Annotated in this window: 6 protein-coding genes and 4 rRNA genes; 3 read left to right on the top strand and 7 right to left on the bottom strand. The window is 59.8% G+C overall.

Going from position 1 to position 13,157, the window contains the following annotated elements; translation table 11 throughout:
- Nucleotides 1–317: 317 nt before the first annotated feature.
- The 7 genes from ABRP34_RS12535 to rpmB all read right to left on the bottom strand — a co-directional run bounded on the left by ABRP34_RS12535 (nucleotide 318) and on the right by rpmB (nucleotide 9,779).
- Nucleotides 318–1,845: ribosomal RNA gene (locus tag ABRP34_RS12535) — 16S ribosomal RNA — on the bottom strand.
- 1,120 nt (nucleotides 1,846–2,965) lie between these two features.
- Nucleotides 2,966–3,082, bottom strand: a 5S ribosomal RNA gene (gene rrf / locus ABRP34_RS12540).
- 154 nt (nucleotides 3,083–3,236) lie between these two features.
- Nucleotides 3,237–6,362 (bottom strand): 23S ribosomal RNA (locus ABRP34_RS12545).
- A 541-nt stretch (nucleotides 6,363–6,903) separates the two neighbouring features.
- Nucleotides 6,904–8,429 (bottom strand): 16S ribosomal RNA (locus ABRP34_RS12550).
- Together the 16S, 23S and 5S rRNA genes form the textbook arrangement of a ribosomal RNA operon.
- A 636-nt stretch (nucleotides 8,430–9,065) precedes the next feature.
- Entirely contained in the window at nucleotides 9,066–9,371 is a 306-nt protein-coding gene (gene rpsN / locus ABRP34_RS12555; protein WP_003798555.1) for a 30S ribosomal protein S14, read from the bottom strand.
- Nucleotides 9,372–9,375: 4 nt separating this feature from the next.
- Entirely contained in the window at nucleotides 9,376–9,543 is a 168-nt protein-coding gene (rpmG, locus tag ABRP34_RS12560) for a 50S ribosomal protein L33 (RefSeq protein ID WP_003798558.1), read from the bottom strand.
- Complete coding sequence (gene rpmB, locus ABRP34_RS12565; RefSeq protein WP_003798559.1) at nucleotides 9,543–9,779, bottom strand: 50S ribosomal protein L28; 237 nt, start codon at nucleotides 9,777–9,779, stop codon at nucleotides 9,543–9,545. The genes rpmG and rpmB overlap by 1 nt, the downstream gene beginning before the upstream one ends.
- 542 nt (nucleotides 9,780–10,321) lie before the next feature.
- Between rpmB and ABRP34_RS12570 the strand changes: the two genes are divergently transcribed.
- The 3 genes from ABRP34_RS12570 to ABRP34_RS12580 are packed head-to-tail and all read left to right on the top strand — an operon-like array spanning nucleotide 10,322 to nucleotide 13,138.
- A complete protein-coding gene (locus ABRP34_RS12570; RefSeq protein ID WP_353710433.1) occupies nucleotides 10,322–11,788 on the top strand; it encodes a ferredoxin reductase family protein in 1,467 nt (488 codons plus the stop codon).
- Entirely contained in the window at nucleotides 11,785–12,321 is a 537-nt protein-coding gene (locus ABRP34_RS12575) for an FMN-binding protein (protein WP_353710434.1), read from the top strand. The genes ABRP34_RS12570 and ABRP34_RS12575 overlap by 4 nt, the downstream gene beginning before the upstream one ends.
- Nucleotides 12,305–13,138, top strand: coding sequence for an FAD:protein FMN transferase (locus tag ABRP34_RS12580; protein WP_353710435.1), 834 nt, complete (start codon nucleotides 12,305–12,307; stop codon nucleotides 13,136–13,138). The genes ABRP34_RS12575 and ABRP34_RS12580 overlap by 17 nt, the downstream gene beginning before the upstream one ends.
- The last annotated feature ends 19 nt before the right edge of the window (nucleotides 13,139–13,157 follow it).

The following is a 13,157-nucleotide window of genomic DNA, read 5'->3' on the forward strand; positions in this document are numbered from 1 at the left end:
GGTGCAGCCAGGAAACCAGAAACAAACAAGCCCCGGGAAAACACGGCCAAAAACCGCAGCCTCCCCGGCCCTGTTGCCTCAGGACCCAACAGTGTGCCAAACACTAAACCACGCATCCCCCACCCGCACCGTTCCAGGACAAACCCCCACAGGGAACCCATCCGTACTAAACACAGGAAAAACACGCGGCCGCTATCCGTTGATATTCCACCCATGAGCACCCGCCGCAGAACAAACGTCTGCGCAACGGGCCTTTACTCCTGACAACCCCTCCACACCCGCCTACACGGGCCGCAGAGACTGTAGGTGCTCCTTAGAAAGGAGGTGATCCAGCCGCACCTTCCGGTACGGCTACCTTGTTACGACTTAGTCCCAATCGCCAGTCCCACCTTCGACGGCTCCCTCCCACAAGGGGTTAGGCCACCGGCTTCGGGTGTTACCAACTTTCGTGACTTGACGGGCGGTGTGTACAAGGCCCGGGAACGTATTCACCGCAGCGTTGCTGATCTGCGATTACTAGCGACTCCGACTTCATGGGGTCGAGTTGCAGACCCCAATCCGAACTGAGACCGGCTTTTTGGGATTAGCTCCACCTCACAGTATCGCAACCCTTTGTACCGGCCATTGTAGCATGCGTGAAGCCCAAGACATAAGGGGCATGATGATTTGACGTCGTCCCCACCTTCCTCCGAGTTGACCCCGGCAGTCTCCCATGAGTCCCCGCCATTACGCGCTGGCAACATGGAACGAGGGTTGCGCTCGTTGCGGGACTTAACCCAACATCTCACGACACGAGCTGACGACAACCATGCACCACCTGTGAACCGGCCCCAAAAGGAGAAACCACATTTCTGCGGCGGTCCGGTCCATGTCAAGCCTTGGTAAGGTTCTTCGCGTTGCATCGAATTAATCCGCATGCTCCGCCGCTTGTGCGGGCCCCCGTCAATTCCTTTGAGTTTTAGCCTTGCGGCCGTACTCCCCAGTGCGGGGCACTTAATGCGTTAGCTACGGCGCGGAAAACGTGGAATGTCCCCCACACCTAGTGCCCAACGTTTACGGCATGGACTACCAGGGTATCTAATCCTGTTCGCTCCCCATGCTTTCGCTCCTCAGCGTCAGTTAATGCCCAGAGACCTGCCTTCGCCATCGGTGTTCCTCCTGATATCTGCGCATTTCACCGCTACACCAGGAATTCCAGTCTCCCCTACATCACTCTAGTCTGCCCGTACCCACCGCAGATCCGGAGTTGAGCCCCGGACTTTCACGGCAGACGCGACAAACCGCCTACGAGCTCTTTACGCCCAATAATTCCGGATAACGCTTGCGCCCTACGTATTACCGCGGCTGCTGGCACGTAGTTAGCCGGCGCTTCTTCTGCAGGTACCGTCACTTTCGCTTCTTCCCTACTGAAAGAGGTTTACAACCCGAAGGCCGTCATCCCTCACGCGGCGTCGCTGCATCAGGCTTTCGCCCATTGTGCAATATTCCCCACTGCTGCCTCCCGTAGGAGTCTGGGCCGTGTCTCAGTCCCAGTGTGGCCGGTCACCCTCTCAGGCCGGCTACCCGTCGTCGCCTTGGTGAGCCATTACCTCACCAACAAGCTGATAGGCCGCGAGTCCATCCAAAACCACAAAAAGCTTTCCACCCCCCACCATGCGATGAGGAGTCATATCCGGTATTAGACCCAGTTTCCCAGGCTTATCCCAGAGTCAAGGGCAGGTTACTCACGTGTTACTCACCCGTTCGCCACTAATCCCCGGTGCAAGCACCGGATCATCGTTCGACTTGCATGTGTTAAGCACGCCGCCAGCGTTCATCCTGAGCCAGGATCAAACTCTCCGTTGAAGTAAAACAGACACAACCAACACCCCCGGAAATAACAGGAACGAAGGCTGCACAAAATTTGAAACCAGCTAAAAACACCAGGCCACACCACGGGGGTGGGCAGCCCGGCACAATCAACCAATTCATAAAAAAATCGGTATCAACAAACTTGGCACACTATTGAGTTCTCAAACAACAGACACACCCGGCACCACCCAAACCAACGTTCAGGATCGCTCCGGAGCAACTTTTCAAACTTACCCGGTTTCACTCCCCGACGCAAATCCGTGTTTCAGGACCCGCACCGGCAAACAAACCAGCCCCACCAAGTTCGAGCGATCTAAAAGAGTCACCAGATTTTGGTCTTGATTTCGGGGGTTTGGCCGCCCGCGGTTACCAGCTCTTCGCTGTCTCCCTCGCGGCGACTTGGAAAACATTACACCCACGCCACCGCCAAAGCAACCCAGCCGAAAACACGTGAAACGCGCACCGAAACCCTTGGACTGCCGCGGTTTTTGGCCCCTCCAGGACGGTCAACGGAGACAACCAGGATCCGGATTGGTTTTATGGACCGCGTCACAGTCCGGCATGTTCCCCGGGGCCGGCGGGCCGACGGCCCCGCGCACCAGGTGTCCTCCCCCGCTCAACCGCACCTCAGACTGCCAGCCCGCCGCCAGCCGGCACCCGCCGCTATGGACCACAGGCTCCGCAAACAACAGCCTCCACAAACCACAACCCCCGCAAAACGTCCGGAAGGCTGCCAGGGTGAAGTTCCTCACCGAAGCGCCGCGGGCCGCGTTGCCCGCATTGCCCCGGCACCGGCAACCCAAGGACCCGCCCCGGCAGGTCCTTGGGACGTGAGGGACGAAGGGCCTTCAGAATGGGGTTCGCAGCCGGTGCCGGCGCATCAATTGGCACCGCGGCCCGCCCCGGGCGCCGTGGCCGGCTGTTGACACCGTGGCCGGCACGTCCGCCGGGCGGCGACTTCTGGACGGCTCAGGTTTTTAAACAGCGCGGGTTTCTAAACAGCGCGGGCTGTTAACCAGCGCGGCCCCGGCGTATGCGCCGGGGCCCTGGGGAGGGTGCTTTAATGCGGGAGAGCCCCGACCATGACTGGTTCGGGGCTCTCGACCTAATGGTTGTCCGGCGGTGACCTACTCTCCCACACCCTCCCGGGTGCAGTACCATCGGCGCTGTGGGTCTTAGCTTCCGGGTTCGGAATGGGACCGGGCGTTTCCCCCACGCTATGACCGCCGTAACCCTGTGTCCCGTCACACACCCGTGCGGGTGTGCGGGGGAAATCTTGTGGTTACAACAACTGTGGTGTTGTTATTCAGTTTATTTTGGTTCCTGTTCCAACGGGTTTGTTGGTTGGGAACCACATAGTGGACGCAAGCATGCTTTGTTCTTGTGTGGTGTAAGTTATCGGCCTATTAGTACCGGTCAGCTTCACGAGTCGTTAGTCCTCGCTTCCACATCCGGCCTATCAACCCAGTGGTCTGGCTGGGGGCCTCTCACACCCGAGGGTGTATGGAAATCTCATCTCGAAGCGAGCTTCCCGCTTAGATGCTTTCAGCGGTTATCCCATCCGAACGTAGCTAATCAGCGGTGCACTTGGCAGTACAACTGACACACCAGAGGTTCGTCCGTCCCGGTCCTCTCGTACTAAGGACAGCCCTTCTCAAATTTCCTGCGCGCGCAGCGGATAGGGACCGAACTGTCTCACGACGTTCTAAACCCAGCTCGCGTACCGCTTTAATGGGCGAACAGCCCAACCCTTGGGACCTACTCCAGCCCCAGGATGCGACGAGCCGACATCGAGGTGCCAAACCATGCCGTCGATATGGACTCTTGGGCAAGATCAGCCTGTTATCCCCGAGGTACCTTTTATCCGTTGAGCGACGGCCATTCCACAATGTACCGCCGGATCACTAGTCCCGACTTTCGTCCCTGCTCGAGATGTCTCTCTCACAGTCAAGCTCCCTTGTGCACTTACACTCGACACCTGATTGCCAACCAGGCTGAGGGAACCTTTGGGCGCCTCCGTTACTTTTTAGGAGGCAACCGCCCCAGTTAAACTACCCATCAGGCACTGTCCCTGACCCGGATTACGGGCCGAAGTTAGATGTCCAAAGTGACCAGAGTGGTATTTCAACGATGACTCCACCCGAACTGGCGTCCGGGCTTCAACGTCTCCCACCTATCCTACACAAGCCACTCCGAACACCAATACCAAACTATAGTAAAGGTCTCGGGGTCTTTCCGTCCTGCTGCGCGTAACGAGCATCTTTACTCGTACTGCAATTTCGCCGAGTTTATGGTTGAGACAGCGGGGAAGTCGTTACTCCATTCGTGCAGGTCGGAACTTACCCGACAAGGAATTTCGCTACCTTAGGATGGTTATAGTTACCACCGCCGTTTACTGGGGCTTAAATTCTCAGCTTCGCCGTGAGGCTAACCGGTCCTCTTAACCTTCCAGCACCGGGCAGGAGTCAGTCCGTATACATCGTCTTGCGACTTCGCACGGACCTGTGTTTTTAGTAAACAGTCGCTTCCCTGGTCTCTGCGGCCCCGATCCCCTCCCGGACGCACGGTCCGTTCAAGGTTGGGGCCCCCCTTCTCCCGAAGTTACGGGGGCATTTTGCCGAGTTCCTTAACCATAATTCTCTCGATCGCCTTAGTATTCTCTACCTGATCACCTGTGTCGGTTTGGGGTACGGGCGGCTAAAACCTCGCGCCGATGCTTTTCTAGGCAGCATAGGATCACCGAATCCCCCCTTTACGGGAGTCCCGTCAGATCTCAGGCACATGAACAGCGGATTTGCCTACCGTTCGCCCTACATCCTTGGACCGGGACAACCATCGCCCGGCTCGGCTACCTTCCTGCGTCACACCTGTTAATACGCTTGCCTCCCAGGATCAGGTCCCGCGCTCCACCAAAACCCTTCACCCACAAGGGGTGTCAGGCAGGTCTCGGGCGGTTAGTATCCCCTGTTCAACATGGGCGGTTTTTCGCCGGTACGGGAATATCAACCCGTTGTCCATCGACTACGCCTGTCGGCCTCGCCTTAGGTCCCGACTTACCCAGGGCAGATTAGCTTGACCCTGGAACCCTTGATCATCCGGCGGACGGGTTTCTCACCCGTCTTTCGCTACTCATGCCTGCATTCTCACTCGTGTAGGCTCCACCGCTGGTTTACACCGCGACTTCACCGCCCACACGACGCTCCCCTACCCATCCACACTCCTGAACCACAAAGGCTTGGAAAATATGTGAATGCCACAACTTCGGCGGTGTACTTGAGCCCCGCTACATTGTCGGCGCGGAATCACTTGACCAGTGAGCTATTACGCACTCTTTTAAGGATGGCTGCTTCTAAGCCAACCTCCTGGTTGTCTTCGCAACTCCACATCCTTTCCCACTTAGCACACGCTTAGGGGCCTTAGTTGGTGGTCTGGGCTGTTTCCCTCTCGACTATGAAGCTTATCCCCCACAGTCTCACTGCTGCGCTCTCACTTACCGGCATTCGGAGTTTGGCTGACGTCAGTAACCTTGTAGGGCCCATTAGCCATCCAGTAGCTCTACCTCCGGTAAGAAACACGCAACGCTGCACCTAAATGCATTTCGGGGAGAACCAGCTATCACGAAGTTTGATTGGCCTTTCACCCCTACCCACAGCTCATCCCCTCCATTTTCAACTGAAGTGGGTTCGGTCCTCCACGACGTCTTACCGTCGCTTCAACCTGGCCATGGGTAGATCACTTCGCTTCGGGTCTAGATCACGCCACTGCAACGCCCTGTTCAGACTCGCTTTCGCTACGGCTTCCCCACACGGGTTAACCTCGCGACGTAACACTAACTCGCAGGCTCATTCTTCAAAAGGCACGCCGTCACAACTACTATGGCTGCTCCGACGGATTGTAAGCACACGGTTTCAGGTACTGTTTCACTCCCCTCCCGGGGTACTTTTCACCTTTCCCTCACGGTACTGGTCCGCTATCGGTCATTAGGGAGTATTTAGGCTTATCAGGTGGTCCTGACAGATTCACACGGGATTTCTCGGGCCCCGTGCTACTTGGGATACTCATCAAAGGCGGTACACAGCATTACGGTTACGGGGCTCACACCCTCTACGGCCGGCCTTTCAAGACCGTTCACCTATACCAGCACTCACACCTCCCCGGTCCGGCAGAACCAGGACAACAAGTCCCACAACCCCGCCCATGCAACGCCCGCCGGCTATCACACATGGGTCGGTTTAGCCTGATCCGCGTTCGCTCGCCACTACTAACGGAATCACTGTTGTTTTCTCTTCCTGCGGGTACTGAGATGTTTCACTTCCCCGCGTTCCCTCCACGCACCCTATGTGTTCAGATGCGGGTCACCAGATCACTCGCGCGTCTGGCGGGGTTTCCCCATTCGGACACCCTGGGATCACAGTCCGGTTATCGACTCCCCCAGGCTTATCGCAGATTCCTACGTCCTTCTTCGGCTCCTAATGCCAAGGCATCCACCGTGTGCTCTTAAAAACTTGACCACAAAAGATCAATCAGTAATTTTCGAGAGAACCATGAAAACCAACCACACCCAACAACCACCCCCAAAAAAGGAAGCCATCATCACGCGCAGCCAGATCCAGGTTCATATTCTTGGAAATTGCTTCTTATAAAAGATGCTCGCGTCCACTATGTAGTTCTCAAACAACAACCCCGTACCACACACCCCACACACAACCCCCAAAGGGGCCAACGCGCATGACCGGTGCAGCCAGGAAACCAGAAACAAACAAGCCCCGGGAAAACACGGCCAAAAACCGCAGCCTCCCCGGCCCTGTTGCCTCAGGACCCAACAGTGTGCCAAACACTAAACCACGCATCCCCCACCCGCACCGTTCCAGGACAAACCCCCACAGGGAACCCATCCGTACTAAACACAGGAAAAAACACGCGGCCGCTATCCGTTGATATTCCACCCATGAGCACCCGCCGCAGAACAAACGTCTGCGCAACGGGCCTTTACTCCTGACAACCCCTCCACACCCGCCTACACGGGCCGCAGAGACTGTAGGTGCTCCTTAGAAAGGAGGTGATCCAGCCGCACCTTCCGGTACGGCTACCTTGTTACGACTTAGTCCCAATCGCCAGTCCCACCTTCGACGGCTCCCTCCCACAAGGGGTTAGGCCACCGGCTTCGGGTGTTACCAACTTTCGTGACTTGACGGGCGGTGTGTACAAGGCCCGGGAACGTATTCACCGCAGCGTTGCTGATCTGCGATTACTAGCGACTCCGACTTCATGGGGTCGAGTTGCAGACCCCAATCCGAACTGAGACCGGCTTTTTGGGATTAGCTCCACCTCACAGTATCGCAACCCTTTGTACCGGCCATTGTAGCATGCGTGAAGCCCAAGACATAAGGGGCATGATGATTTGACGTCGTCCCCACCTTCCTCCGAGTTGACCCCGGCAGTCTCCCATGAGTCCCCGCCATTACGCGCTGGCAACATGGAACGAGGGTTGCGCTCGTTGCGGGACTTAACCCAACATCTCACGACACGAGCTGACGACAACCATGCACCACCTGTGAACCGGCCCCAAAAGGAGAAACCACATTTCTGCGGCGGTCCGGTCCATGTCAAGCCTTGGTAAGGTTCTTCGCGTTGCATCGAATTAATCCGCATGCTCCGCCGCTTGTGCGGGCCCCCGTCAATTCCTTTGAGTTTTAGCCTTGCGGCCGTACTCCCCAGGCGGGGCACTTAATGCGTTAGCTACGGCGCGGAAAACGTGGAATGTCCCCCACACCTAGTGCCCAACGTTTACGGCATGGACTACCAGGGTATCTAATCCTGTTCGCTCCCCATGCTTTCGCTCCTCAGCGTCAGTTAATGCCCAGAGACCTGCCTTCGCCATCGGTGTTCCTCCTGATATCTGCGCATTTCACCGCTACACCAGGAATTCCAGTCTCCCCTACATCACTCTAGTCTGCCCGTACCCACCGCAGATCCGGAGTTGAGCCCCGGACTTTCACGGCAGACGCGACAAACCGCCTACGAGCTCTTTACGCCCAATAATTCCGGATAACGCTTGCGCCCTACGTATTACCGCGGCTGCTGGCACGTAGTTAGCCGGCGCTTCTTCTGCAGGTACCGTCACTTTCGCTTCTTCCCTACTGAAAGAGGTTTACAACCCGAAGGCCGTCATCCCTCACGCGGCGTCGCTGCATCAGGCTTTCGCCCATTGTGCAATATTCCCCACTGCTGCCTCCCGTAGGAGTCTGGGCCGTGTCTCAGTCCCAGTGTGGCCGGTCACCCTCTCAGGCCGGCTACCCGTCGTCGCCTTGGTGAGCCATTACCTCACCAACAAGCTGATAGGCCGCGAGTCCATCCAAAACCACAAAAAGCTTTCCACCCCCACCATGCGATGAGGAGTCATATCCGGTATTAGACCCAGTTTCCCAGGCTTATCCCAGAGTCAAGGGCAGGTTACTCACGTGTTACTCACCCGTTCGCCACTAATCCCCGGTGCAAGCACCGGATCATCGTTCGACTTGCATGTGTTAAGCACGCCGCCAGCGTTCATCCTGAGCCAGGATCAAACTCTCCGTTGAAGTAAAACAGACACAACCAACACCCCCGGAAATAACAGGAACGAAGGCTGCACAAAATTTGAAACCAGCTAAAAACACCAGGCCACACCACGGGGGTGGGCAGCCCGGCACAATCAACCAATTCATAAAAAAATCGGTATCAACAAACTTGGCACACTATTGAGTTCTCAAACAACAGACACACCCGGCACCACCCAAACCAACGTTCAGGATCGCTCCGGAGCAACTTTTCAAACTTACCCGACCCGGCGAAGCTTTGCAAATCAGCGTTTCCGCGATTTCCGCTTGCAGGAAGGTCCCCGGCCCGTGTCCGGCACACCGCTAAGTGCACCGTTTTTCAGGCTGTCAGAAAGGGGGTCGGTCGCTATCTTTCCGCTTCAGCGGCGGCGACTCGAATGACTTTACACGGCCCGGGGTGCGGGTGCAAACCAGCTCCGATTGCAGCGAAAACCCCGTCATTCCGGGGGAAAGCAGGTACCAAGCGCCGAAAAGGCGGGGATCGACGCCGTAATTCAATGATGTGTGGTGCGTCACCCGGCGACGGTCGCCACGAACGAGGGCGGGTTAACACAAAGGAGGGCCGGCAACCATGTGGTCGCCGGCCCTCCTCAGGCAGCTGGAATCAGCGGTGCTGGATTACCAGGAAGACTTGGTGATGCCCGGGAGCTCACCGCGGTGAGCCATGTCGCGGAAGCGAACACGGGAGATACCGAACTTCTGGAAGGTACCGCGCGGACGGCCATCGATGATGTCGCGGTTACGCAGACGGATCGGGGAGGCGTTGCGGGGCAGCTTCTGCAGGCCGAGGCGTGCAGCTTCGCGTGCTTCGTCAGTCGCGTTCGGGTCAACCAGGGTCTTCTTCAGCTCGAGGCGCTTTGCAGCGTAACGCTCAACGATGACCTTGCGCTGCTCGTTGCGAGCAATCTTGGACTTCTTAGCCATGTGTTTAGCGCTCCTCTCGGAATTCGACGTGCTGGCGGATCTTGGGGTCGTACTTCTTCAGGACCAGGCGGTCCGGGTCGTTACGACGGTTCTTACGGGTTACGTAGGTGTAACCCGTGCCCGCGGTCGACTTGAGCTTGATGATCGGACGTACGTCCTTGTCCTTTGCCACTAGAGCTTCACTCCTCGCGCCAGGATGTCGGCGACGACAACGTCGATGCCGCGTACGTCGATGGTCTTGATGCCCTTTGCAGAGACCTGCAGAGTGACATTACGGCGCAGGGACGGAACCCAGTAGCGCTTCTTCTGGATGTTCGGGTCGAACCGGCGCTTGTTGCGGCGGTGCGAGTGCGAAATGCTGTGTCCAAAGCCCGGCTCGGCTCCGGTCACCTGGCAGTGTGCTGCCATGACGACTCTCCTCTGAAAAATGAATGAAACGGCGGGCAGAGTTCTGCTTCACCGTGCGGCAGGCGGCGTCCGCATCCAGTTTCACGCATCCGCTCGTTTCGACACCGGCGAACCGGGTTTACTGCGGCGGAATACGGTGAGCCACGAACACCTGGCAGTGGAAGCCACTGCGACGTGCCGGGATACTGGGCGAATACAGGAATGCACGCAACTTGAGCCCCTAACTACCGGCCTCCGGGACTGTGAAAACTGCCAACAGCCACCGCAAACCGGAGCAATTGCACACGCTCCGCGCCACCTAGCGCCAACCAAGTCTACGAGACACGCGAATTAAAGACCAATCCAGCGGGGAACGGTGTTATAGAGCAGCCCCGGATCTTGATGACCCGGTGCCCCCGCGCGGCACCGTCATGGTCGCCGCAGAGCGGCCCGCCCCTCTTCAGATGCCGCGGCCCCGCCGTCGAGCGGGCCTCTTGGCAAGACATATCCGGAAAGAAGGCTCTTCACAGCAAAGTCAAAGGCTCGCAGCGGAATGTTGAGCCATGAACACACAGCTCTTGCCCTCCCCCGGGACCGGCACCCCGATGCGTCCGGACCGCCGGCCTGCTCCGGTTCGGGAGACCGGCCGCTTCGCCAGACAGCACCGGGGCAGACTCGTCCGCGCCGATGCCCTGCCGGTGACGGCATGGTCCTCGTTGGCCGCCTCGGTTGCTCTCTGGCTTGCCGACGGCGGCCTGACGGCGGCGTCCTCGCCTGCCGGACTGGTCACGGCGCTGGGCATTGTTGCCGGCCTTGCCGGCATGGACCTGGTGCTGCTCATGCTGCTGCTGGCCGCCAGGATTCCGTTCATTGACGGCGCGGTTGGGCATGACCGGGCGCTGGAGTTCCACCGGAAACTCGGGAAACCCTCGCTGTACCTGCTACTGGCCCACGGGCTCCTCATCGCGGTGGGCTACGGCATGGCAGAAGGGCTTGATCCGGTCAGCGAGGCTGTGGCGCTCTGGGTGCTGGTACCCGACATGTGGCTCGCGTTCATCTCCCTGGCACTCTTCATCGCAGTTGTTGTCACGTCCCTGGTGGCGGTCCGCCGGCGCTTCCCGTACGAATTCTGGTACGCCGTGCACCTGCTCACCTATGCAGCTGTGCTCACGTCGCTGCCGCACCAGTTCAGCGTGGGCGGGCTGTTCGCCGCAGGCACGTGGCAGCGCTGGTACTGGCTGGTTATCTGCATCGCCACCGGGGCCGCCCTGCTGTACTACCGGATCATCCTGCCGGTGCGGGCAACCTTCAGGCATCAGCTCACGGTTGAGCGCGTCACCTCCGTCGCTCCCGGGGTGGTCAATATCGAAATGAGCGGCCTGCAGCTCGGTTCGCTGGCCGGCAACGGCGGGCGGTTCTTCATCTGGCGCTTCCTCGCCCCGGGGCTGTGGTGGCATCCGCATCCGTTCAGCCTGTCTGCGGAGCCCGTGCGGACCGGACCTGACGGGCAGGGGCGGCTGCGGGTCACGGTTCGCGGTCTCGGCCGGGGCTCGGCGCAACTGCTCAGGCTCCGGCGCGGAACGAAGGTCGCCATAGAAGGGCCGTACGGACTCTTCAGCTCCGCGGCGCGCAGCAAGGACCGCGTGGTCATGATCGGCGCCGGCATCGGCATTACGCCGTTGCGGGCCCTCCTGGAGACCACCCCTTTCGACCCCGGCCGGGCGACGGTTCTGCTCCGCGGGCACAGCAGCCAGGAGCTCTATCTGGGCGAGGAGATCCTCGAACTGTGCCGGCAGCGCGGCGCCACCCTGTTCCACCTGACCGGCGGACGGGACCCCGGCTCACCTGACAGCTGGCTTCCGGCCGCAGAGCACCTCGCCGGGTATGCGCTGGCGGACTACGTTCCGGAAATCGCCCATGCCGATGTCTATGTCTGCGGTCCCTCGCGCTGGGCGGGCAACGTCCTGAACGCAGCCCGCGCCGCTGGCGTCAATGAGGATCAGCTCCATCACGAAAGGTTTGACTGGTGAGAATCAGAGCAGCAGTTTCAGCCGCCTTGGCTTCGGCCGGCATCCTCCTGGTCGGCTGGCAATCAGGTGTCCATGTGGCCGATACCCGCAGCGCGGTTGCGGCTGCAACAACGGGAAACCAGGCTTCCGGGGCGGGCACCACGGACAGCAGCGGCACCGCGTCGTCGGGATCTGCGGCGTCGTCCGGGACGACGGACAGTTCCGGAACGGCGGGCGCATCCGGCGGGGCGGGAGCCGCGGGTGCCGCGGCAAAGGCCGGCGGCACGTACGACGGCGATATGGTCCAGACCCGCTTCGGCACCGTGCAGGTCCAGATCACCGTGAAGGCTGGGCAGATTACCGACGTCACGGCTCTGAAACTCACCGACGCCGAGGGCCGGTCCGTGCAGATCAGCAATTACGCCGCCCCCATTCTCCGCAGCGAGGTGCTCCAAGCACAGTCCGCTGACGTGCAGACCGTGGGTGGAGCCACCGTGACCAGCGACGCCTACCTCACCTCTCTCCAGGCAGCCCTCGATGCAGCAAACCTCTGAACCAAGGCTCCGGGCCCGGACCTTCACCTGTATGGGTACCGTCATCAGCCTGACCGTCGCTGCGGACGCGCACAAAGCACCCCAGGCAGCGGCGGATGAGCTGGAAGCGGCAACCGCCGTCGTCGAACGCCTTTTCACTGAACTGGACAGCATCTTCAGCCTCTACCGCCCCGATTCAGAGGCGAGCAGGCTGGTGCGCGGCGAGCTCGCCCTGCCGGAGGCTTCCGGGGAAATGCGGGCGCGATATGAGGAGGCGGCCGAGTGGAGGCTCCTCACGGAGGGTGCGTTCACGCCGGAACGTCCGGACGGGGCGCTGGATCTCTCCGGAATCGTCAAGGGGCACGCCATCAGGGAAGCCGGCATGTCGCTGCTGGCGCTCGGCATGGCCAACTGGTGCCTGAACGCCGGCGGGGACGTGCTGGTCGGCGGCTCCCCCAATCCCGGCACCGATGTGCCGTGGCGGGCGGGGATTGTTGATCCGGCGGACCGGAGGACCCTGCTGGCCGGTTTCCCGCTGGGCGGGGCGGCGCCCTGTCCGCCGGTTGGAAAGACGGCCGACGGCGGGACCCGCGTTGCGCTGGCCACCTCCGGCTCTGCTGAACGCGGGGACCATATCTGGAGCGTCACGGCCGGAACCGCGGAATTCCGGCAGGTCTCCGTCGCTGCAGCGGACGTGGTCACCGCCGATGTTCTGGCAACCGCGATCGTAGCCGGCGGGGTTCCGATGCTCAACCGGGCCACCGCCATGTGGGACATCGAGGCGCTGGCCGTGCGTGCAAATGGCGAGCTGCTGGCGACGGGCGGATTCCGGCGGTAGTTTGGCTTGCCCGCCTGGA

Source organism: Arthrobacter sp. K5 (assembly GCF_040448525.1).
GTDB lineage: Bacteria > Actinomycetota > Actinomycetes > Actinomycetales > Micrococcaceae > Arthrobacter > Arthrobacter globiformis.

Excerpts from the sequence above, each read along its gene's own strand:
- rpmB (WP_003798559.1), bottom strand. The coding sequence starts at position 9,779 with ATGGCAGCACACTGCCAGGTGACCGGAGCCGAGCCGGGCTTTGGACAC.
- ABRP34_RS12580 (WP_353710435.1), top strand. The coding sequence starts at position 12,305 with ATGCAGCAAACCTCTGAACCAAGGCTCCGGGCCCGGACCTTCACCTGT.
- ABRP34_RS12570 (WP_353710433.1), top strand. The coding sequence starts at position 10,322 with ATGAACACACAGCTCTTGCCCTCCCCCGGGACCGGCACCCCGATGCGT.
- rpsN (WP_003798555.1), bottom strand. The coding sequence starts at position 9,371 with ATGGCTAAGAAGTCCAAGATTGCTCGCAACGAGCAGCGCAAGGTCATC.